Source organism: Kaistella soli, assembly GCF_019038595.1.
Lineage (GTDB): Bacteria > Bacteroidota > Bacteroidia > Flavobacteriales > Weeksellaceae > Kaistella > Kaistella soli.
Window position 1 is genome coordinate 25375 of sequence record NZ_JAHOPF010000003.1, and the last position, 23434, is coordinate 48808.

21 protein-coding genes and 1 pseudogene are annotated in these 23434 nt (G+C 40.0%); 17 read left to right on the plus strand and 5 right to left on the minus strand.

Annotation, left to right across the window (positions count from 1 at the left end; translation table 11 throughout):
* Window positions 1-2: 2 nt before the first annotated feature.
* The 3 genes from KSK37_RS05980 to KSK37_RS05990 all read left to right on the plus strand — a co-directional run bounded on the left by KSK37_RS05980 (window position 3) and on the right by KSK37_RS05990 (window position 2595).
* Window positions 3-641 (plus strand): DUF4241 domain-containing protein, encoded by a 639-nt coding sequence (locus KSK37_RS05980; protein WP_088359506.1) that lies wholly within the window; start codon window positions 3-5, stop codon window positions 639-641.
* Between the two features lie 117 nt (window positions 642-758).
* Complete coding sequence (locus tag KSK37_RS05985; RefSeq protein WP_088359507.1) at window positions 759-1652, plus strand: ribokinase; 894 nt, start codon at window positions 759-761, stop codon at window positions 1650-1652.
* A gap of 100 nt (window positions 1653-1752) precedes the next feature.
* Entirely contained in the window at window positions 1753-2595 is an 843-nt protein-coding gene (locus KSK37_RS05990; protein ID WP_217200124.1) for an alpha/beta hydrolase family protein, read from the plus strand.
* Window positions 2596-2630: 35 nt separating this feature from the next.
* Here KSK37_RS05990 and KSK37_RS05995 read toward each other — a convergent pair whose 3' ends face one another.
* Window positions 2631-3224, minus strand: a complete 594-nt coding sequence (locus KSK37_RS05995; protein ID WP_217200126.1) for a hypothetical protein — start codon at window positions 3222-3224, stop codon at window positions 2631-2633.
* Complete coding sequence (locus tag KSK37_RS06000; RefSeq protein ID WP_217200128.1) at window positions 3211-3696, minus strand: RNA polymerase sigma factor; 486 nt, start codon at window positions 3694-3696, stop codon at window positions 3211-3213. The genes KSK37_RS05995 and KSK37_RS06000 overlap by 14 nt, the downstream gene beginning before the upstream one ends.
* 255 nt (window positions 3697-3951) lie before the next feature.
* Here KSK37_RS06000 and KSK37_RS06005 point away from each other — a divergent pair, with 255 nt between their 5' ends.
* The 3 genes from KSK37_RS06005 (at window position 3952) to KSK37_RS06015 (ending at window position 6722) form a co-directional block, all read left to right on the plus strand.
* A complete protein-coding gene (locus tag KSK37_RS06005) occupies window positions 3952-4521 on the plus strand; it encodes a cob(I)yrinic acid a,c-diamide adenosyltransferase (RefSeq protein ID WP_217200131.1) in 570 nt (189 codons plus the stop codon).
* Window positions 4511-5131 (plus strand): thiamine diphosphokinase, encoded by a 621-nt coding sequence (locus tag KSK37_RS06010; RefSeq protein ID WP_217200132.1) that lies wholly within the window; start codon window positions 4511-4513, stop codon window positions 5129-5131. Before KSK37_RS06005 ends, KSK37_RS06010 begins: the two co-directional genes overlap by 11 nt.
* A 199-nt stretch (window positions 5132-5330) precedes the next feature.
* A complete protein-coding gene (locus KSK37_RS06015; RefSeq protein WP_088359513.1) occupies window positions 5331-6722 on the plus strand; it encodes a type III PLP-dependent enzyme domain-containing protein in 1392 nt (463 codons plus the stop codon).
* Between the two features lie 155 nt (window positions 6723-6877).
* On the opposite strand, the gene KSK37_RS06020 is transcribed toward KSK37_RS06015, so the two are convergent.
* Complete coding sequence (locus KSK37_RS06020; protein ID WP_217200134.1) at window positions 6878-7537, minus strand: HAD family hydrolase; 660 nt, start codon at window positions 7535-7537, stop codon at window positions 6878-6880.
* 123 nt (window positions 7538-7660) lie between these two features.
* Between KSK37_RS06020 and speB the strand changes: the two genes are divergently transcribed.
* A complete protein-coding gene (gene speB / locus KSK37_RS06025) occupies window positions 7661-8512 on the plus strand; it encodes an agmatinase (RefSeq protein ID WP_217200137.1) in 852 nt (283 codons plus the stop codon).
* 56 nt (window positions 8513-8568) lie between these two features.
* Here the strand turns inward: speB and KSK37_RS06030 are convergent, their stop codons facing one another.
* Window positions 8569-10425 carry a CocE/NonD family hydrolase gene (locus KSK37_RS06030; protein WP_217200139.1) on the minus strand — a complete coding sequence of 619 codons (1857 nt, stop codon included), beginning with the start codon at window positions 10423-10425 and terminating at the stop codon, window positions 8569-8571.
* Between the two features lie 63 nt (window positions 10426-10488).
* Between KSK37_RS06030 and KSK37_RS06035 the strand changes: the two genes are divergently transcribed.
* From KSK37_RS06035 to KSK37_RS06080, 10 genes and pseudogenes are all read left to right on the plus strand, one after another.
* Complete coding sequence (locus KSK37_RS06035) at window positions 10489-11103, plus strand: alpha-ketoglutarate-dependent dioxygenase AlkB family protein (RefSeq protein WP_217200701.1); 615 nt, start codon at window positions 10489-10491, stop codon at window positions 11101-11103.
* Between the two features lie 184 nt (window positions 11104-11287).
* On the plus strand, window positions 11288-11767 hold the full coding sequence (locus KSK37_RS06040; RefSeq protein WP_088359517.1) for a BON domain-containing protein: 480 nt from the start codon (window positions 11288-11290) through the stop codon (window positions 11765-11767).
* Between the two features lie 8 nt (window positions 11768-11775).
* Window positions 11776-12195: an SH3 domain-containing protein gene (locus KSK37_RS06045; RefSeq protein WP_217200141.1), complete on the plus strand. Its 420-nt coding sequence runs from the start codon at window positions 11776-11778 to the stop codon at window positions 12193-12195.
* 188 nt (window positions 12196-12383) lie between these two features.
* Window positions 12384-15086 carry a TonB-dependent receptor gene (locus KSK37_RS06050; RefSeq protein WP_217200143.1) on the plus strand — a complete coding sequence of 901 codons (2703 nt, stop codon included), beginning with the start codon at window positions 12384-12386 and terminating at the stop codon, window positions 15084-15086.
* 158 nt (window positions 15087-15244) lie between these two features.
* Window positions 15245-16495, plus strand: coding sequence for a dicarboxylate/amino acid:cation symporter (locus KSK37_RS06055; RefSeq protein ID WP_217200145.1), 1251 nt, complete (start codon window positions 15245-15247; stop codon window positions 16493-16495).
* A gap of 57 nt (window positions 16496-16552) precedes the next feature.
* A pseudogene (gene brnQ / locus KSK37_RS06060) lies at window positions 16553-17868 on the plus strand (branched-chain amino acid transport system II carrier protein).
* A gap of 81 nt (window positions 17869-17949) precedes the next feature.
* On the plus strand, window positions 17950-19053 hold the full coding sequence (locus KSK37_RS06065; protein WP_088359521.1) for an Mrp/NBP35 family ATP-binding protein: 1104 nt from the start codon (window positions 17950-17952) through the stop codon (window positions 19051-19053).
* 64 nt (window positions 19054-19117) lie between these two features.
* Window positions 19118-19360 carry a NifU family protein gene (locus KSK37_RS06070; protein WP_088359522.1) on the plus strand — a complete coding sequence of 81 codons (243 nt, stop codon included), beginning with the start codon at window positions 19118-19120 and terminating at the stop codon, window positions 19358-19360.
* 180 nt (window positions 19361-19540) lie between these two features.
* A complete protein-coding gene (locus KSK37_RS06075) occupies window positions 19541-20401 on the plus strand; it encodes a BadF/BadG/BcrA/BcrD ATPase family protein (RefSeq protein WP_217200147.1) in 861 nt (286 codons plus the stop codon).
* 72 nt (window positions 20402-20473) lie between these two features.
* Window positions 20474-22759, plus strand: coding sequence for an NADP-dependent malic enzyme (locus KSK37_RS06080; RefSeq protein WP_217200149.1), 2286 nt, complete (start codon window positions 20474-20476; stop codon window positions 22757-22759).
* Between the two features lie 81 nt (window positions 22760-22840).
* Here KSK37_RS06080 and KSK37_RS06085 read toward each other — a convergent pair whose 3' ends face one another.
* Window positions 22841-23335, minus strand: a complete 495-nt coding sequence (locus KSK37_RS06085; protein ID WP_217200151.1) for a CinA family protein — start codon at window positions 23333-23335, stop codon at window positions 22841-22843.
* Between the last annotated feature and the right edge of the window lie 99 nt (window positions 23336-23434).

Consider the following 23434-nt stretch of genomic DNA (forward strand, 5'->3'; position numbering starts at 1 on the left):
AAATGACTCACATTGAAAACATTTCCAGACTCTTCAGCAAAGATTTTGTTGAAAGTCCTTTAATCGAGACCTTCGATGCCGGAAAAATTATGCTGACGACCGGCCGTCTCGTGGCCTGTGATCCTTTGATCACTAATGATATGAAGGATTTTAAAATTAATTTTCCTCAGGGCGAATTTCCTGTTTTGGTCCATAAAGAACGGGAAAGTAACTGCATTGCCTATGTTGAAATTGTTTTCAGTAATTCCCAGGTTTCCGAATGGAAAATGGCAACTACGGAAGGGCAGAATATTGAAGATTTAAAAGGTGAAGAAATCTTCGGATACCCTGTAGAAAGTGGAATGGGCTGTTTCATGGATGTAGAAACCCAGGATTGCCTGAATCATTTAGAAAACAAACTGTTTCACAGAAAAGGCGGCGAATTTATGGGGATTTATGAAGAGTTTTTCCATAATCATTTCTTCGATGAAAATGGTGCGATTGATCAGTTTGCTTTTTTAAAACCGGACGATGAAAAGTCAGGAAATATATTTGCTTTTGAAACCGGTTATGGCGAAGGGTTTTACGCGAGTTACATCGGTTTCGGGAATGATAATCAGCCGGTAAAAATTGTTACAGAATTCATTGAAATCGGCAGTTAATATTAGTTAAATAATTTCCGCAATTGTTTTTAAATGAATAAATTTGTTCAGCAGACAAAAAAAATGGGACGCGATTTATCGCGTCTCTATTATTAAAATACCTAACCTTCAAAGCTAATGAAAATTACTCCGGAACAACCAAAAATTATTGTTGTTGGCAGTTCGTCTATTGATTTGGTGCTCAATACCAATCATCTTCCCAAGCCTAATGAAACCGTGATGGCCGAAAAATCTGAAAGTTTTTTTGGTGGGAAAGGCGCCAATCAGGCGGTGGGAACAGCAAGGCTTGGAGCAAGCGTATATTTTATCGGATGTGTCGGGATGGATCCTTTCGGGCAGCAGATTTTAAGAAATCTTGTAGATGAAGGGGTGAATGTAAGTTTTGTTGCCGAAACTGAAGAGGGAGCAACCGGAACGGCATATGTTACTTCTTCGGAAGGAGTGAATTCAATCGTGGTGGTTCCCGCGTCTAATTACTGTTTGAAGCCGAAGCATGTTGCCGAAGCGGAGAAGTTTTTTTCTACGGCGGATTTAGTTATGATTCAGCTGGAAATCCCGATGGATGTTGTTGAGTTCACTGTTGAACTTGCGAAGAAAAACAATAAAAAAGTAGGGATTTATGCTTCTCCGGCAAAAAAGCTTTCTGCGGAGGTCATCGAAAATGCCAGTTTTATCGTGGCCAAAAGCGACGAGCTTTCCATTGTTTTTGGGGAAGATCAGCGGGAAGAAATCCTGAAAAAATATCCCAACAAACTTTTTGTGCGCGACGATTCCAATTCCACCACCTATTTTAACGGTTCGGAAATGAAATATTACCGGAACGATCACGATTCGGTTCTTCATAAAATGGGGATGGGCGATGCTTTCACTTCCGGTTTTGCAGTGGCCATGTGTCACGGGAACAGTGTTGACGAATGTGTTCAGTTCGGCAATGATGTTTCGTTAAAAGTTGCAATAAACCGTGGCTCACAAAGCGGTTTGCCTTATCTGAAAGATCTTACAGGCAGTTAGATGTTATTCCCGGCATACTTAAATTCGAAAGAATCACCGATAAATTTAATACTTTTAAAAACTCAAAATTCACTTATTTTAAGTGAATTTTTTTTGAACAATGAAAGAATTATTGCTAAAAACTTCTGATGATTCAGTGATTTCCGTTAAGGTTTTTGAACCGGACATTTCCAACGGAAAACTGCTGCTGATCAATTCTGCAACGGGTGTTAAACAGCAGGTTTATTTCGCCTTCGCAAAGTATTTTGCAGAGAACGGATATGTCGTTATCACTTATGATTACAGCGGAATCGGCGAATCGAAACCAAAAAAAATGAAAGGTTTTGAAGCTTCGATGAGGTCTTGGGGAATGGAAGATTTCAGAACCGTGACGGATTTCATTAAAACTGGTTACCCAAACCACAGAAAATTCTGTCTCGGCCATTCCGTAGGTGCTTTGATTTTGGGAATGAATGAAGATGCTCAGATTTTCGAAAAGTTTATTTTCGTCGCCACACAGGATGCGTATATTGGACATCTTTCGCCTAAAGTAGGTTTAACTGCTTTTTTAGGTTTTGGTATTGCGCTTCCTTTGACCATCAGATTATTGGGTTATTTCCCGGCTCATTGGTTTGGTTTGGGAGAAAGTTTGCCAAAAAATGTCGCTCTGGATTGGCGGACATTAATTCTGAACAGAAAATCAACCAAACGCCTTTTCGAAAAAATTGATAAAGAGGTTTCAGCAGATTTAAGACAGAAAGCATTTGTTATTCACGCTGAAGATGATCATTGGGTTACGCTGAAAGGAATGGAAAGTCTGATGAAAACTGCATATCCCAATTTGGATAAAAAGTTCAGAGAAATAAAAATCACTGAATCTGAAAAACGGGAAATTGGGCACATTAATTTTTTCCGGAGTTTTAATAAGAATCTCTGGAAAATCGTTTTGGACGAACTTAAATAAAAATCCGGGAGCTAAAATATAGCTCCCGGATTTCTTTAATTAAACTGGTTTTCGAGACTTTTCAGTTCCGCGATAATACCGTCAAGTTTTGCGTCCTGTTTCTTCACTTCCTTTTTTCCGAGATAAAAATAAGCAAACAGCATCCAGGAATAAGTGACCATAAAAGCGAGAATCATTTTCCATAAATCCACTGTTTTCAACAGTTCGTACATATAGACGGCGAGAGCAATGCTCAGCAAAACATAATATACCGGCATATTCCAGTGTCTCTGTTTTTTCTGAAAGAGTCTGAAATTTTGCCACTGTTTCAGATGCATACCCGGCGTTTGGGTTTCATCTATTTTACTGATTTTTTGAGCGGTGAAAAGCATCAGACCTGCCTGAAGAAAACAGGTTATCGAGATGATTATCATTGACGAGATGATCGGTGCGGTTTTGATTTTAGCGTCAAATGTGGTCATTAAGATCAGGATTCCGATTCCTGTTACAATGAGTATTATTGCGCCTTTGGTGTAAGTGTTTTTCAGTTTCATACGGTTGTTTTTTATTTTTGAAATATCTGTGTTTTTTGCCGGAACCTCGGTTTCAGACTGTTTCCATAGGTTTTCGAGTTCTTTAAATTCTTCCATGATTCAAATATATTTCCTGAAGTTCTTTTTTAATTCTGTGGATTTTCACACGCAGATTGTTTTCCGTGATTCCGGTGATTTCCGCGATTTCTTCATAAGGTTTTTCTTCCAGAACCAGAGTAATGATGATCCTTTCGTTTTCTTTCAGTTTGCTGATTGATTCGTACAGGCGATTGATTTCCTTTGAATTGTCATCGCTTTCTTCGTGAATCAGTTTCGATAAAATAGCCTCAGAATTATCTGCTTTGTTTTTCTGCTTTTTAATTCCCATTAAACAGGTGTTAATCGCGATCCTGTAAATCCACGTCCCGATTTTGCTTTCATTGCGGAACTTGGGCAGGCTGTTCCAAACCGCGATCCAGGTTTCCTGATGAAGGTCGTCCGCAAAAAGCCGGTCTCCGGAGTAACTCAGACAGAGTTTGTAAATTCTCGGTGAAAACTCTTTGTAGAGCTGTTCAAATTCCTGATTCATTGGTTATGGATTAGTGAAGATTTCGGTAAGGTAATCTTTCGTATTCAAAGTTTTTATACTGTTCATTTCGTATTGAATTTTTAATTTGTAAATGAAGTTTTTTAGAATATTCTGTACTTTGGATATAAAAGTTCTGAAATTATTACAAAAAAATTGAATAAAAATTAAATAGTGGTGTTTTGGTGTCAATGTTTTTTTGAAATGCAGGTTTAAGAACCGCAATAAAATCATTAAATTTACCTCAAAGAAAAGCCAATGAAAATTTATACCAAAACCGGAGACAAAGGTGAAACCGCGCTCTACGGAGGAACACGGGTTTCCAAAGCGTCTGCAAGAGTGGAATCTTACGGGAATATTGATGAGCTGAATTCATTCATTGGATTTGCGAAATGTGAAATTACAGACGAAAAGGTTTTAAATCAACTCAGAAAAATTCAGTTTGATTTATTTACCGTCGGTTCAGAATCGGCTACACCAACTGATAAATTAACATTGGCCAACGGAAAATCACGGCTTACGCTGATGATTTCCGACATCGAAATCGAAGAACTTGAAAACTGGATGGACGCTTTCGAACAAGAGCTGGAGCCATTACAGTATTTCATCCTTCCCGGAGGCGGAAAATCTGCAACCTCCCTTCATATCTGCAGAACCGTTTGCAGAAGGGCAGAACGGAGCTTGGTCTTTCTGAATGAAAGCGAAGAAGTACGTCCGGAACTGATTAAATATCTCAACCGCCTTTCAGATTACCTTTTCGTGTTAGCAAGATATGTTTCGAAAATGAACGGCGAAACAGAAGAATACTGGAATCCCAATGCCAGATAAAGCTCTTCTTTTCATCAACGGAATTCCTCCGGCACATCTTCCCGAAACGGAAGATTATTCATTGGTTGCCTGTTCAGACGGCGCTTTTCACTATCTGAAGGAAAAGAACTTTCCGCTGGATAAGCTTGATTTTATTTCCGGGGATTTCGATTCCCATTCCGGATCTGACGAAGATATTTACCACGAAAAATTTATTTTTACACCGGATCAGGATAAAACCGATTTCGAAAAATCTTTGGAAATCATTAAAGTAAAAGGTTTTAAAAAAGTAGATGTTTACGGAGGAAGTGGCGGCGAAATGGATCATTTTTTGGGGAATTTAACCACGGCATTTCTCTTCAAAAATAAATTGGAAATCACTTTCTATGATGAATTTTCAACCTATTTTTTCTCACCGAATCATTTAGTTTTAGAAAACGTCAAGGGAAAAATGATCTCACTCTATCCTTTTCCTGCAGCAGAAAAAATTTCTACTCAGGGTTTAAACTGGCCACTAACGAAAGAGGATTTAATACTCACCCAAAAAATAGGAACCAGGAATTTCGCCTCGGAGGACCGGGTTATTATTGATTTTGAAAGTGGAGATTTGGTAGTTTTTGTTGGAATTTAAAAGCAAATCGGAATTTTAAAGATCTTTCGGCAGATTTCTTTCTCCTGAAAATCAACTGAATGTTTTTGCAGATATTTTCATTTCGGCGGAGATTCGGCTGTTTTTGCGTGCAAATTGTTTTTTATGATAAATTTAAAATAAAAAACCAACTTTTTTCACCAAATTTGCACTCTCAACCCGTAAATACGACCGCTAAAAAATGAAAATTAAATATTCAGAACTCATCGACCAAACTTTGTATTTCCCGACCGAAGAATTCAACGTCTCGGAAAATACGCTGCAATTTCACGATATTCCTTTGATGGAGGTCGTCGAAAAGTTTGGGACGCCTTTGAAATTTAATTATCTGCCGAAAATTTCTACCAATATTCAGCGGGCAAAAGCGTGGTTCAAAGAAGCAATTGAAAAAAGTGATTATAAAAAAGGATATCGCTATTGCTACTGCACGAAATCCAGTCATTTTGCTTTCGTTCTGGAAGAAGCGTTAAAAAACGATATTTCTTTGGAAACTTCTTCGGCTTACGATATGGATATTGTGAAATCGCTTTATGACAAAGGGAAATTCGATAAAAATGTGGAGGTGATCTGTAACGGTTTCAAAACTGACGATTATCTTGCAAAAATTTCAGATTTAATCAATAGCGGTTTTGAAAATATTACACCGATTCTGGATAATTACCGCGAGCTCGATAAGCTTACCGAAAGCATCGATACCACTTTCAACATCGGGATCAGAATCGCTTCCGAGGAAGAGCCGAAATTCGAATTCTATACCTCAAGATTGGGTATTGGATACAAAGATATCATCCCTTATTACAGTCAGAAAATTGCTGAACATCCGAATGCAAGACTAAAAATGCTTCACTTTTTCATCAATACCGGAATTAAGGATACTGCATACTACTGGAATGAATTATACAAATGTCTCCGCGTTTATGCAAGACTGAAAAAGATCGCGCCTGAAGTGGATTCTCTCAACATTGGCGGCGGTTTTCCGATAAAAACTTCCCTGAATTTCGATTACGATTACCAGTATATGGTGAATGAAATTGTTTCTCAGATCAAGAAATTCTGTGAAGAAGAAGGAGTTGAAGAACCGAATATCTATACCGAATTCGGTAGTTTTACCGTTGGCGAAAGTGGCGGTCACCTGTATAAAATTATTTCTCAGAAACGCCAGAACGACAGAGAAAAATGGAACATGATTGATTCATCTTTCATGACGACTTTGCCGGATACGTGGGCGATTTCGCGCCATTTCATCATGCTTCCGCTCAACCGTTGGGAAGATACTTACGAAAGAGTGTTTTTAGGCGGTTTAACCTGTGATTCGGATGATTATTACAATTCCGAACAGCATACCAACGCAATTTATCTTCCGGTTTTCAGCGACACAAAACCGCTTTACATCGGGTTTTTCCATACCGGAGCCTACCAGGAAACGATTGCGGGTTACGGCGGTGTTCATCACTGTCTGATGCCGCAGCCAAAGCATATCCTTATCGATAAAGACGAGGACGGCAACTTCACTTACGAAGTGTTCCGTGAAGAGCAGAGACCTGAAGACGTCCTGAAACTTTTAGGTTATTAAAAATAAGGAGCAACGAAACAGTTGCTCCTTTTTTATTTAGGTCCCGCTTTACTCTGCAATCTTTTTGGCGGAAACGCCAAAAAGGATTTTCGCTGCAATCGGGGCTAGAAGATCAGGAAGAATCCCTTTTGTGAAAATTTATATTAAATTTGGTTTTAAAAATACTTTTCGATTTTTTCAAACTCAATATCAGAAAAATCAGAAACCAGCAAACCCGCTCTGTCATAAATCTGACTTTTAGAATGAGCGCTTTGGTAAGCGACACAGAAAATTCCGGCAGCATAAGCAGCTTTAATTCCGTTCGTGGAATCTTCGATAACCATGCAGTTTTCTTTTTGTTCACCGGCCATTTCCGCGGCGGTGATAAAAATTTCCGGATGAGGTTTTGATTCCTGAAGATCCGCGCCGCTGATCTTTCCGAGAAAATATTTTTCAAGATCAAATTTCTCAAAGACCCAGTTGATCGTATTCATGTGTGCTGACGAAGCCAAAATCAGTTTGAGGCCATTGTCATAATAATTTTTTATCAGATTTTTAACGCCAGGAATTAAACCGAAATCCGGATCGGTATCAAAATAATGTTTAAAATAGTTCCTTTTGATGGCAGCTAAGGTTTCGTGAGTTTCATCGATTTGGAACCGTTCAACCAGGGTGATGCAAACTTTTTTCGTGGATGCGCCGGTGAAAGTGGTGTACATTTCCTCAGAAACCTCCAGTCCGAAGTCTTCAAACATTCTGAAATAGGCTTTCCGGTGAAGAGGTTCGGTATCAACAATAACTCCGTCCATATCGAACAAAACAGCTTTTAAAGGCATTTTTTTAATTTTTGCAAATTTACGCATTCAGAATAGAAAACGGGAAAAAGCCATATCAGGAAATAGAGGAGAAATAATTATCTTTGAAAATTCAAATTTATAATCTCAAATTCAAAACGTCACATGAAAACATACGCAGGAATTCCTGAAGAAAATGCTCAGTTAGAAACTTCAAAAGTAGTGTTGGTAACAGTTCCTTACGACGGAACTTCAACCTGGGGAAAAGGAGCCGATAAAGGACCGGAACTTTTTCTGGATGCTTCGGAAAACATGGAACTTTACGATATCGAAACCGGAACAGAACCTTATCTGGAAGGCGTTTATCTGGCGGGAGAAATTACAGAAAAATCTTCCCCTGAAGCAATGACAGATGCGGTTTACCAGAAAACAAAAGAATTGCTGAATCATGATGATAAACTGTTCACGCTTTTTGGCGGCGAACATTCAGTCTCCATCGGTTCTATCCGCGCTGTCGGGGAGAAATACGAAAACCTGACCGTTCTGCAGCTTGATGCGCATACCGATTTGCGTCCGGATTTTCACGGTTCTACTTCCAATCATGCATGTGCGGTATATGAAGCAAGCAAAAAACATAACCTGGTTCAGGTAGGCATCCGTTCCATGGATGTGGAAGAAAGGGAGCATGTCAATCAGGAGCAGTGTTTCTGGGCTCACACGATCGCCAACAACGAAAACTGGATCAATGATGTTCTGGAGAAAGTTTCGGGGAACGTGTATATCACGATCGATCTTGATGTGTTCGATCCTTCCATTGCGCCGTCAACAGGAACTCCGGAACCGGGCGGATTACAGTGGTATCCGACTTTGGAGCTTTTAAGAAAAGTGTTTGAAAAGTGCAATGTAGTTGCTTTTGATATTGTGGAATTAATGGATTCACCGATGCCAAAACCTACAGCTTTCCTTTCTGCAAAGCTGTATTATAAAATGCTGGCTTACTATCATATCAACAAATAACAAATATTTAAATCTATAAAAAAGTCCTGAATTTCTTCAGGACTTTTTTGTGAGTTTTATTTGAGAATATCGGCTTCAATTGAACTGTCGCCGAAGATCTTAATGAAAGCTTTCGTATAGTCTTCTTTGGTGGCAAAGTTAGGATTGTCCATAAATTTTTGAGGATTCACGGCAAAAAGCGGAAACCATGTGCTGGAAATCTGAATCTGGATCCGGTGCCCTTTTTTGAAAGTGTGCATCACATCCTGAAGCTGAAAATTCACTGCCGTTTTCTGATTCGCTTGCAGTGCTTCCGGTTTTTCTCTGGAATTTCTGAATCTGGCCGGCATAATTTCGCTGCGAACCATCTGATGATAGTTTCCATAAATCACCCCTTCTTTTTTTTCTTTCGGTACAAAATCTTCCGGATAAACATCGATGAGTTTCACCGCAAAATCTGCGTCAGTGGAAGTCGATGCAATGTTCAGTTTGGCCATTATTTCGCCAGCAAAAGTAAGGTCTTCAGTAAGAATATCCGTGGTGAAAGTTAGGACATCAGGTCTTCCTACGGCGAAACGCTGGTCTTCACTCATGTAATTTCTTGGCGTAAATCCGTTGAATTCTTTAATGTTTTCAGAACTTAAAACAGGATTATTGGGATCGCTGTAATATTCAGAAACACTTTGTGACGGTGATTTCTTAAGAGTTCCGTCGGCCAGATAAAAGTTAACTTTCTGCGCGTTTTTCGGTGGATAGGCAGCAAATTCTTTCCATTCTTTATTCCCGGTGTCATACATCACGGCTTCCGGTAAACCTGCGTCCGCTTTTGTGTTCCCCTTCAGATAATGATTGAAGAATTTAGTTTCCAGGTTTTTCTGATAATATGTCGCGATACTGTCTCCAAAATAAATCTCATTATGGAAATGTTTTCCGTTTTCACGCGCCCATGCTCCGTGAGAAAAAGGTCCCATTACAATAGTGTTTTTGGCTTTAGGGCTGGTTTTTTCAATGGTTTTATAAATGTTCAGCGGACCGGATAAGTCTTCCGCATCAAACCATCCGCCCACCGTCATTACGGCATGTTTTACATTTTTTAAGTGGGGAAGCAGGCTTCTTTTCTGCCAGTATTCATCGTAGTTCGGGTGATTCATGATCTCGGTCATGAAGAAATTGTTTTTATAATATTTCTCGTAACCGTCTTTCAGAGTTCCCATTTCACGGTAGAATTTCAGCCCGTCTTCTGAAGATTGCTTTACAAAAGAATCGTTGTACCAGGCTTTGTTTTCAGCTTTGGTTTTCTGCACTCCAAACACAGGGAATGTTCTGAAATAGCCAAGCATGAATTTTCCGTTATGCAGAAAATCATCATTCCAGAAGTCGGAGATTGGTGCCTGCGGAGAAGAAGCCACTAAAGCCGGGTGATCGGACAGAATTCCTGCAGCGGTATAAAAACCGGGATAGGAAGTTCCGTACTGACCTACTTTTCCGTTATTGTTGGGGATGTTTTTCAAAAGCCATTCGATCGTATCGTAAGTATCGGTGCTCTCATCAACATCTTTCTTGGTTTTATAGTCAACCTGCGGGGTCATGTTGGTAAAGGTTCCTTCACTCATATATCTTCCGCGGACATCCTGATAAACGAAAACATATTTGTCGTTCATGAGATATTTGTTGGGACCCAAACCTGCGCGGTATTCATTTTCACCGTATGGAGCAACGCTGTAGCAGGTCCGCTGCATGATAAACGGATATTTTTTAGCTTTTGAAATATCTTTTGGAATATAAATGGAAGTAAATAATTTTACACCGTCACGCATCGGAATATAAACTTCTTTTTTGGTGAAGTTATCTTTTACGAAAGTGTTGTCAGGAGCAGTTTGTGCAAATGCCGCTACCATGCAAAAGAAGAAAATAAAATGGAGGTATTTTTTCATGAATATTAATTTTAGACGAATTTATAAAAAAAATGAAGAAATTTGATTTTTAAAAAGTGTATGATGGATTTATTCGGAAACCTTGCAGATGCTGATGCCAATCTCCTTCCCAGAGACGGAACAGTCAGTTATTATGGTAAAATTTTAAACCATACAGAAGCGGATGACTTCTACCGGAGACTTATGGAAAATATTGAATGGAAAAATGATGAAGCAGTCATCTTCGGAAAAAAAATTATCACCAAAAGGAAAGTGGCCTGGTACGGCGACGAAAGTTTCGAATATACTTACTCAAAATCTACAAAAAAAGCCATCCCATGGACGGAAGAACTTCTCCAACTAAAAAAATTAACGGAAGAACTCACCGGGGAAAAATTCAATTCATGCTTGCTGAATCTTTATCACAGTGGGGAAGAAGGCATGGCCTATCACAGTGACGGTGAAAAAGATCTGAAGAAGAACGGTGCGATTGCTTCCTTAAGTTTCGGCGCGGAGCGAAAATTTTCCTTCAAACATAAGTTCACCAAAGAGAAAGTGGAGCTTATCCTTGAACACGGGAGTTTATTGGTAATGAAAGACCAAACCCAAAGTTTTTGGCTTCACCGGCTTCCTCCCACAAAAAAAATCACTTCGCCCAGAATTAATCTGACGTTCCGGACCATTGAAGAAAATTTATAGCAGTTTTACTCTGAAAATCACAGCTTTATTAAAAGTGTCTTTTTTGAATTATTGCTAAAATTTAACCGTATTCTATGGGTTATTTGGTGAAAGTTTAAGAAAACTTTATCATTTATTAATATTTCGGCATACATTTTATTATTAAATTTGATCATCATATATATTAACATTAAATAATCCAACTATGAAAAAAACATTTGCAATGGCAGCCCTGGCGCTTGCAGTATCTTTCGGTTCTGTGGCATGTAAAAAGAAAGTAACGGATGCTGAGCTTCAGACTCAGGCTACTACGGTAGTAACTTCCAACCCAACTGCTTCTGTAGAAGTGAAGGATGGAACTGCTCACCTTAGCGGCACATTTAAGGATCAGGCATCAAAAGATGCGATGATTGCTTCATTAAAGGCAATTCCGGGAATTAAGGATGTTATGGATATGTCAACCATTGAAGCTCCGGTCGTAGTAGAAACTGTTTCAGCCGTAGATCCTGCAGTTCAGCAAAAAGTGACTGATGCTGTAAAAGATTTCCCTTCAGTAAAAGTGGAAGTGGTGAATGGTGAACTTACCCTTACCGGAAATGTTTCCCCAGAACAGGCAAGAAAAATCAAAATGTCTGTTGACGGCCTGAAAGCAGGAAAAGTGAACTACAATTACACCGTTAAATAATTTTCAAAATGAGCGCATTACAGGATAAATACGCAGGCGTGATTTCCGCAGCACAGTCTGCAGGAGTATCAGATCTTCAGGTGACTGAACAGGGCGGAATTCTTTATGTTTCCGGAAAGGCGACTTCCACAGCAGCTAAAGATGCAGTATGGAACGCTTTGGGAGCAATAGATTCTACATATTCGGCTTCGGATATTAACGTCGACGTTCAGGTTGCAGAGTTGGCATCGGGCGCAGCGCTGAAAGTGGCGACTGAAGACTCTAACCTTAATATCAGACAGGAACCTTCCACTGACGCAGCGATCGTTGGAAAAGCAGCGAAAGGCGAGTCAGTTACTTTAGTGGAGCAGACTTCCGACGACTGGTGGAAAATAAGAACTGCCGATGGTGAAGAAGGTTATGCTTACGCAAGGTATTTGCAGGCATAATGTTTTGAACAAAAAAAATTGAAACCTCTGATTTTTCAGAGGTTTTTTTATGGTCCAGCTTTTCCGCTTGTCTTTTCAGTTTTTGCAGATTGCCGTATATTGTCCCTGAGAGGAACGCTATTTGCTAAGCATTTTGGTAGACGTTCCTTTTACGGTGCTCATGAATCAGAAGATCAGAAAAAAAATTAATGAAAAGTCTTTATTTCCTATTTTTATTATTGGCTGCGCAACTAGGTGCGCAAACTTTCACGGTTGAAGGTCGTGTTCAGGATGCTGACGGTCAGCCTTTAGAAAATGCTGCGGCAACTCTTCTCAAACAAAAAGATTCCACGGTTGTGAATTTCACAGGAACCGACACCAACGGAAACTTTAGTTTTAAAATTCCGGCCCAGAAAGAGCCCACGTTTCTGCAGATTTCTCATGACAAATTCCGGGCGTTTTCGAAAAAGTTTGAAACCGTACAGCAAGATCTTAAAATTGGGACAGTGCTTTTACAGAGAGACATGGTGAGTGATATTGAGGGAGTAACCATTAAAGCATCTCCTGTTCAGATAAAAAAAGACACCGTGGAGTACAATGCTTCTTACCTCAAAGTGAATCCTGATGAAAAGATTGATAAGTTGCTGGAGCAGATTCCGGGTGTAGAAACCGACGCCGACGGGGTAATGACTGTAAACGGGAAACCGGTGAACAAAATCCTGATTAACGGGAAGCCGCTTTTTAACAAAGACGGAAAAATTGCAATGGAAACCATTCCGGCCGATCTTATCCGAAAAATTCAGATCACCACCTCCAAAACCAAAGAAGAGGAATTTACGGGCAGGACGCCCAAATCAGACAGTATCACCGTCAATTTCAATATTGACGAAAAAAATAACAAAGGAACCATCAAAAATTTTAATCTCGGTTATGGTACCAACCGGCGCTATGATGTTAAAGGCTTATTTGCGAAATTCCAGCAGGACCGTAATATAGCGGTGATTGCAGGATCCAATAATATTAACGTGTCAGATTTTTCCGTGGACGGGTTTTTTGAAAAAAATAACAGGAACAAAGCCGCAAACGGAAGAACCGCCAACACAGGTGTTTTACGGACATCCATGGCAGGATTTAATTATTCAGATAAAATAGGCGGTAATTTTGACCTCGATAAATTCAGTCTGGAGTACAAAGACAGCAACCTCGATACTTTCTCTAAAATCTCCAGAACCACCTTTCTCCCAGATTATACCCTGGATAACCGTTCCGAGCGAAGCGGGAATACCGACAAAAGAACCTTTAATTTCAATACTGATGCGTCCCTTGCGCTCGATGCGCTCACCCGAATTACTTTTTCTACGGGTTTTTCCAATAACGCTACCGATCTTACCCTTGAAAACAATACTTCGACGCTGCGGGACGGTGTTTTGCTCAACACCAGCACGGGATCGTCCAGAGGAAATACAGTCTCCAACAGTTTCAAACCGCAGATCGGGTTCATCAGAAAATTTGAGAAACCGAACCGCTCGCTATCTGCCTCGCTAAGCAACGTTTTTTCGCAAAACAATAATGCGAATTTTAACCTCCAGGAGACGCTGTTTTACCAAGATCCGGAACGGAATGATTACAGAAACCAGCTTTCAAAACTTCACAATGCTGCCAACGTATTCCGGACGAATATGAAATATACTGAACCTGTTTCTGATTCGGCAACCGTTAGTCTGGAAGTGAATTACGAAAGGCAGAAACTCGGCCGGACACTCAATGTCAATGATTTTGACGGACCGACCGGAGGTTACTCTATTTATAACACGCTATTATCAAATGAACTGAACCAAAATAACAGTCTTTTCAATACAGGGCTGATTTACAATTTAAACCGATCAAAATATAGTTTCCGTGCCGGTACAAACCTGAATACTGCGCAGATGAATGTAATGTCAGTCTATAATCTCCAGAATTACAGTTTCCAGAAAAAATTTATTTTACCTGAATATGAGTTGATGCTGAATTATAAATTCAACAGAACAACAGCGCTGCGGATTTCCAATGCCGCTAATTATACCCTTCCCGACGTAAATGATCTCAATCCTTACGTAGATAGTTCGGATCCCTTAGTAACCATTCAGGGGAATCCGGATCTTAAAAGCACGTGGCAAAATTCCACCAATATTAACTTTAATACGATGAATTTTGCCAAAGGGATTAATTTTTATTCACGGCTGGGTTTCAACTATACCGATAACGACATCGTAAATTATTCTTTTTATGATGATTCAGGGAGGCAGTTCAGAACGTTTGAGAATATCAGCGGCAATAAAAGGCTGAATTTTTCCACTTCACTTACCAAAACCTATAAATGGAATGGAAACAAGCTGGATCTGGTTCCGTCACTTTCGGCCGGTTACAGCTACCGCAGAGGTTTTCTTGATGCTTTGGAATTTACCAACAGCACTTATACCGTTGCACCCAAATTTGGGGTAAATATCAACCTTAAAGATTTGATGAATCTTAGGGCCTCTTATGGATTCAGTTTTTCGACATCCCGTTATACCAATGGCCAAACCGACCGTACGGATACTTCCAGACAGAATTTTTCACTGCGTGTGACCAATTATTTTTTCAGTAAAAACCTTTTTTTCAGCAATGATTTCACTTTTGTGAAAAATAACAATATCGCCTCAGATTTTGCGCGGAGTTCGTATTTCTGGAATTCAAGTGTGAATTATCAGTTTCTCAAAAAACAGATGATACTCAAGTTCTCTGTGAATGACCTGCTTAACCAACGGCAGAATGCGACTCAGACGATAGGAGACAATTATCTGGAAGACCGTGAAGAGCTTGTTCTGAAAAGGTATTTTATGCTTTCACTGGCGGTAAATCTGAACAGCTTCGGTGGCAGTAAAAACTGATCTTTCTTATCCTCTGACTCCTCATCCTCTTAAGCTCTGGTGTAAAGCTCCTGTCTTCGGTCAGTCAATATATATTTAATAAAAAAACATATATTTGTAGCCTTACAAATCCGTAGCAAACCATTGCCGCGGACGGTATCTACGAAAAAACAAACTACATGAAAGGTCAAAACAAGCTGTTCATTGCCATCATTATTGCACTGATTCTAGGGGTAATTATGGGCGGAATCGTTCACACGCAATATCCTGAAAGTGCTGAGGGATTTTCAAAAAACATCAAACTTCTGGGAACGGTATTCATCCGTTTGGTTCAGATGATTATTGCGCCGTTGGTTTTCACTACGCTTGTCGTGGGAATTGCCAAAATGAGTGACATGAAAATGATTGGCAGGGTGGGAACAAAAGCGATGCTTTGGTTTATCACTGCTTCTTTAGTTTCACTTTTTATAGGATTGCTATTGGTAAACTGGCTGGAACCGGGGCATGTTACGAAACTTCCCATTCAGGACGCAGCATCAGCTGATGAACTGCTGAAATCCAGCAAAGGATTTTCAATGGAAGATTTTGTAAAACACATCATCCCCAAAAGTTTATTTGAAGCTTTTGCCACCAACGAAGTTTTGCAGATTGTGGTATTTTCCATCATGTTTGGGGTTGCTTTGGCCAATATGGGAGAAGATTATGTAAAACCAATTGTGAAGGCTTTTGATATCTGTGCACACGCCATTTTGAAAATGGTAGGCTACATTATGTGGTTCGCTCCTTTGGGGGTTTTGGGATCGATAGCAGCAGTGGTAGCTACAAATGGTTTCGAAATCTTTAAAGTGTACGCCATTTATCTCCGCGATTTTTTCTTTGCACTCGGAATTTTATGGTTGGTCTTGCTGTTGGTGGGTTATTTAATTCTAGGAAACAGGCTCTTCGAATTGTTAAGAAGAATCAAAGCACCTTTACTGATCGCTTTTTCAACGACAAGTTCAGAAGCGGTTTTCCCCAAATTAGTGGAAGAACTCGAAAGATTCGGCTGTAACAACAGAATCGTTTCCTTCATCTTGCCTTTAGGATATTCTTTCAATCTGGACGGAAGCATGATGTACATGACTTTTGCATCCATTTTTATCGCTCAGATTTACGGTATTGAAATGTCCGTCGGACAGCAAATCACGATGCTTTTGGTGCTGATGCTTACTTCCAAAGGAATCGCGGGAGTACCGCGCGCAAGCTTGGTGATTATCGTAGCGACCTGCACCATGTTCGGTATTCCGCCTGAAGGAATTGCACTCATACTTCCAATTGATCATTTCTGTGATATGGGAAGAAGTATGACGAATGTTCTTGGAAATGCGCTTGCAACTTCTTCTGTTTCCAAATGGGAAGGGCAGCTGGAAGATCACGGTGGAAATTTGTAAAGTCTTTTTAATAAGTAAATTGGTTGGGATTTACTGTAATTGTTGAAGATTAAACCAATGAAAAATAAATTAGGGACAGCGGTCACTTTGGGTTTTGCCCTTTTTGCGATGTTCTTCGGAGCGGGGAATTTAATTCTGCCTCCATTTATTGGCCTGAAAACGGGAGACGAATGGTTTGCTGCAATTGCCGGATTTTTTACCACAGGCATTGTTTCTCCATTTTTAGGGGTTCTTACAGTGGTGCTTTTCGGGACTTCTTTTACAGATCTGGGCCGGAAGGTAAATCCTGTTGTGGTGACGGTTTTAGCTTTGCTGATTATGCTCTGTATCGGTCCGCTGGTTGCGATCCCCAGAACGGGAGCAGCAACTTTCGAAATTGGAATCAAGCCGTTGCTGCCCAATTTCAGCAATATTCTTTTTTCATTTATTTTTTTCGCGGTCGTGTTGGCCTTGTCGGTTTCCAAATCTAAAATTGTAGATATCATTGGGAACTTCCTGACTCCTTTTCTCATATTGAGTTTAGGGATTTTGGTTACTGTCGGTCTGCTTAATCCCACAGCGGTTGCGCAGGCTACAAATGTAACTTCTCAACAGTCTTTCGTTTTTGCCTTTCATGAGGGTTACCAGACTTTGGATGTATTGGCTTCCGTCATTTTTGCAGGAATAATTATTTCGGCGGCAATCGATAAAGGATATACCAATGCCAAAGACCGTTTTAAAATCACCATTGCGGCTGGCCTGATTTCTATGGTTGCGCTGCTGTTTATTTAGGCGGATTGATTTATCTCGGTGCGCATTCCGGATATGCGTTTTCTGAAAATGTGTCCCGAACCGATTTACTGCTGCATATTTCCAAAGCATTAATGGGTGAAACCGGAACGCTGATTATTTCTATCGCTGTGGCTTTAGCCTGTCTTACCACCGCCATAGCGCTTACTTCTGCAATGGGAAGTTTTCTCGAAGAACTTACAAAAGGAAAAATGAGCTATAAAACAGGGGTTTTGCTCACGTGTTTGGTTTCTACATATTTTTCAGTAAAAAGCGTTGAAGAAATTATCGAATACGCGGTAGTCATTCTGGATTTTGTTTATCCCATTACCTTTGCGCTTATTCTTACCGTGCTGTTTTTTGGTAAAATTATCTTTTCTAAAACTCCTTTCATCGCTGCGGTAGCTACTGCCGCTGTGGTTGCTTCGCTTTCTGTTTTTAAGCATTTTAATCTGTTTTCTCCTCATATTGAAGAGATCAAAACCTGGCTTCCTCTGTCAGAGCATCATCTGGAATGGCTGCTGCCATCGTTCGCGGCATTCTTCATTGCAGCAGGTTTTAACAGCGGCAGAAAAGTACATCATAAAACATCGGGGACTGATTGATATCATCTCTTCTAACTTTTATTCATTCTAAATTAAAGAAAAATTTCCGTAAATTTGTCACACAATTTTTATGTGATAATTATGTTGACTAAAGATAAAGTTCAGGCCTTTCTGAAAGAAATAGAAGTAGATGATTTGGTACACAATTTCCAGGTGATGGGAAATGATGTATATATTGATATGACGGCACATTCGCCGGCAATGCACGAAAAAAAGAAACTGGAAGCTGCCATGAAACAGGCTTTCGCTTCAGAATTCGGTGAAGACATTGTTCTGAAGCTGAAGATCGCTTCTCCGGAACCTACTGAAGTTCAGCAGAATTTAATCAAAGGAAAACAGATTCCGGGAATACAGAATATCATCGCGGTTGCATCAGGAAAAGGTGGCGTAGGAAAATCTACCGTCGCTGCAAACCTTGCCGTGACTTTGTCTAAAATGGGCTTTAAAGTTGGTATTCTGGATGCTGACATTTACGGGCCTTCCGTTCCTACAATGTTTGATACAGAAGGTGCAAAACCGATTTCTGTAGAAATTGACGGGAAAAACTTAATGAAACCTATTGAAAATTACGGCGTGAAAATGCTTTCTATCGGATATTTTTCCGGAGCAAATCAGGCTGTAGTTTGGCGTGGACCGATGGCTAGCAAAGCTTTGAACCAAATGATTCGTGATGCAGCCTGGGGAGAACTGGATTTCCTTTTAATCGATTTGCCTCCGGGAACTGGTGATATTCACCTTTCAATCATTCAGGAAGTGCCGGTTACCGGGGCTGTAATTGTGAGCACCCCTCAGCATATCGCGCTTGCCGATGTAAGAAAAGGGATCGCAATGTTCCAGATGGAAAGTATCAATATTCCGGTTTTAGGTTTAATTGAAAATATGTCGTATTTTACCCCTGATGAATTACCGGAAAACAAATATTATATCTTCGGGAATCAGGGAGCGCAGTTTTTAGCTGAAGATTTGGGAATTCCTGTTTTAGGTGAAATTCCAATCATTCAGAGCATCAGAGAGGCTGGAGATGTCGGAAGACCGGCTGCAATGCAGGAAGGTTCGGTAATCTCAGAAATCTATGTGAAAACCGCTCAGAATATGATTGAAAGTCTGGTTGAAAGAAATAAAAATCTTCCGCCGACCGAAGCTGTTAAAATTACAACCATGGCAGGTTGTTCACCCAAAAAGTAAAAACGAAATGAGAAATTTTTGATGTACTTTTAGACATCAAAAACGATCACTCAAAAAGATAAACATGGAAACGAAACAGGAACAGACCGTAACAAAAGTACTGGAAGCGCTGGAGAGTATCCGCCCGTTTCTGAACAAGGACGGCGGCGATATTGAACTGGTGGATTTGAAGGATAATGTTGTATATGTGAAACTTCAGGGAAACTGCAATGGCTGCCCGATGAGTTTTTCCACCATGAAACTGGGCGTTGAAAGCACCATTAAACAGTTCGCTCCCGAAATTGTGGACGTTTTGAGTGTAGAATAATCATGTATTCAAAATATTCAGATCATACAGGAAACGGGTTCGGCCCGTTTTTTTTGGTATTTTGAAAATTTAGCTTTTCTGCACTTCAAAACCGCGGGTTTTGTGTGTTCAAAATAAATTGATCTTTAAGAAAAGGTTTAGAATTAAATTAATATTTTAGCGGATTAAACTTTACAGCATATGATTGCCATTATTGACGGCGGCTCTACGAAATGTGACTGGGTGATTCTGGAAAATTCCGGAAAACTCAATCTCAAAACCACAACGCTGGGATTCAATCCGAATATCATCAATCCGGATTTTATCATGCAGGAAATAGATAAAAACCAGGAACTGTTTTTCCTTAAAAATCATATCGAAAAACTGTTCTTTTACGGTTCAGGTTGTGGAACTCCGGATAACGCCAAAAAAGTGGCCGATGAGTTTCTGAAAACTTTTCCAACTGCAGAGATTTCTGTGAAAGAAGATATGACCGCAGCGGCGTATGCAGCGTATAACGGAACACCGGCAATTATATGTATTTTGGGAACGGGCTCCAATTCCTGCTATTTTGACGGCACAAAAATACGGACAGATTTGCCTTCACTGGGCTTTCTGATCGGGGACGAAGGCAGCGGAAGTGCTTTAGGAAAACATCTTTTGAGAAGGTTTTTCATGAAAAAACTCCCGAAGGATCTGGAAGCTGATTTCATCGCGACCTATAATCTGACCATCGAAGAGGCGATCCGCAGCATGTATCACAACCCGAGAGCCAATGCTTATCTTGGAGAATTCAATAAATTTGTAGCGGAAAGAAAAAAGCATCCGTATTTTCAGAATATGGTCTTTGATGAAATGAAAAATTTTCTTGATTATCAGGTTTTACCTTATCCGGAAGCGGGCGAACTAGAAATTAATTTTATTGGATATATCGCTTATATTTATGAAGATATTTTAAGGGCTGCCGCGGCAGAGCTGAATCTGCAGATCGGAAAAGTAGTGCAGAAACCGATCGAAAGTTTAGTAGATTACCACAAAAAATACATTCTGAATTTAAGTTAAATATAAAAATTCACATCATTTAAAAAGTTGCCAGCAACTTTATACTTGCAGTTTGCAAAAAAAAGAAAAATTATGTCAAGCAAAACGAACCGAGACGAAAAAAACTTTAACCAGGCAGCACTCGATTATCACAAAAACGAGCCGAAAGGAAAAATTGAGGTTATCCCTTCAAAACCGCATTCTTCGCAGAGGGATCTTTCTTTAGCGTATTCACCTGGAGTTGCGATACCGTGTCTGGAAATTGAGAAAAACCCAAAAACGGTTTACGATTACACCGGAAAAGGAAACCTTGTGGCGGTAATTTCTAACGGAACCGCAGTTCTGGGGTTGGGAGATATCGGTGCGGAAGCATCAAAACCGGTGATGGAAGGGAAAGGACTTTTGTTTAAGATTTTTGCCGACATCAATGTTTTCGATATTGAAATCGATGAAAAAGATCCTGATAAATTCATCCAGATTGTAAAAGGAATTGCGCCCACTTTCGGCGGAATCAACTTAGAAGATATTAAAGCTCCGGAAGCATTTTATATTGAACAGAAATTGAAAGAAGAGCTCGATATTCCTCTAATGCACGATGATCAGCACGGTACAGCGATTATTTCTGCAGCGGCATTAATCAACGCGCTGGAAATTGCAGGAAAGAAAATTGATGAGGTGAAAATGGTGGTGAACGGCGCAGGAGCTGCAGCCATTGCCTGTACAAAGCTTTACGTGGAATTGGGACTAAAGAAAGAAAATATTCTGATGTGCGATTCCAAAGGAGTTATTAATCACAAAAGAGAAAATCTTACCCCTGAAAAATTAGATTTCGTTGCACAAAGCGATATTGAAACCTTAAATGATGCCGTGAAAGGTGCCGACGTTTTTATCGGTCTTTCCAAAGGAAATGTGATGACGCCGGAGATGCTGCTATCCATGGCTTCAAATCCTATTGTTTTTGGTTTGGCCAATCCGGATCCTGAGATCGAATATGATTTGGCAATGGAAACCCGGAAAGATACCATTATGGCAACAGGACGGAGTGATTATCCTAATCAGGTGAACAATGTGCTTGGTTTCCCGTATATTTTCCGCGGTGCTTTGGATGTTCAGGCAACCGGCATTAATGAAGCGATGAAACTGGCAGCGGTACATGCTATTGCAAATCTTGCGAAAGAACCTGTTCCTGAAGCGGTAATTCTCACTTATAATTTAAAGAGTTTAAGTTTTGGCAGAGAATATTTCATTCCGAAACCGTTTGATAACCGTTTGATCACCAGAGTTTCAAAAGCGGTAGCCAAAGCAGCGATGGAGAGTGGAATTGCCGGTAAACCTATTGAAGATTTCGATGAGTATGAAAATACACTTCTGGACAGAATGGGGCGTGATGAGAAGCTGATCCGAATGATGCAGAACCGCGCAAAAGCCAATCCGAAAAGAGTAACTCTTGGAAATGCCGAAGAATACAATGTCCTGAAAGCGGCGCAGATCCTTTATGAAGAAGGCATTGCTCAGCCGATTCTTTTGGGTGAGAAAAAATATATACAGGAGCAGATGAAGAAATTCGGAATCGATCTCAATGTTCCGATTGTAGATCCTGCAGATGACGATCAGGAAGAAAACCGTAAAATATACAGAGATGACCTTTGGAAGCTGCGTCAGCGAAAAGGCATGAACGAGTATAAAGCCAAAAGATACGTGCGTCAGAGAGATTATTTCGGACCCCTGATGCTCAGAAACGGAGATACCGACGCCCTGATTGTTGGGTTCTCCAAAAATTATTCTTCTACGCTCAGACCGGTACTGGAGGTAATTGAAAAGGAAAAAGGCGTGGACAAAGTATCGTCAATGATGATGATTTTAACGGAGAAAAAACCTATTTTCTTTTCCGACGCTTCCATCATCCAGAACCCTACTTCCGAAGACCTGGTGAATATTGCTAAAATGTCGGAAATGGTGGTGAAGTCTTTTGCTATTGAACCAAGAATTGCGATGCTCTCTTTTGAGAATTTTGCAGGGATTTCCGAAACATCCAAAAAAGTAGCGAAAGCCGTTTCTATTCTTCATGAGAAATTCCCGAACATGATTGTGGACGGCGAAATTCAGCCTGATTTTGCAATGGATGCCGATCATCTTTCAGATTATCCTTTCTCAAAATTAGGAACTACACCTGCGAATGTGTTTGTTTTCCCGAATCTTGAAAGTGCAAATCTTTCCTACAAAATTATCCGCGGAATGAAAGTGGCTCAGGTTGTCGGTCCTATTTTAATGGGATTGAAACAGCCGGTTCACGTATTACAGATGCGTGCAAGTGTAGATGAAATTGTAAACCTTGCTACGATCGCAGTGCTGGATGCACAGATGCGGGAAGGAAAATAATTTTACGAACATATTTTAAAAAAAACTGCGGATATATTTATCCGCAGTTTTTTTATTTAAGTAGCAATACGCGTGACCGTCTTATTTTTTATTTAAAATATTTAATAACACCTTGACCGTTTTGCGTGTATATTCAGACTGATTATAGGACAGGGATTTTGCAGGATTTCCTTTGATCATCTTAGAAAGTGCCGTTGTACCGTTAATATTAAACGCGATGTATGCGAAGCAGTTATCGATATTTTTATCAGGTACCGGCTGTGAATAGCCTGTTATTCCTATTCCGACTTCAGCATTGAAGTTTTGCGCGACCTGTAATGCCATCTGCTCCGCGATTTCCTTTGAAACGGAATTGCATGCTTCGGCCATTATAGGATTGATGTTAAGATGTTTGGCTTTCTGGCCGGCATTATACACGGTGATGCCGCCATGAAAAAAGGACATCGCTTCCGGCGCCTGAGATAATGTGAATTGGATCATCCCGGAAGTGCAGCTTTCAGCAACCGCAACCGTAATGCGCTTTTTTATGAATAATTGGGAAAGCAAGGCAAGGTTTTTGTTTTCAATAGTTTGCATTTTTCTGTTTATTTTTAAAATATCCCTTTTATTTATCGGTTATTTTTACATTATATATAAATTATTGAGCATTTTCATCTTATGCAGGAAACAAAAATA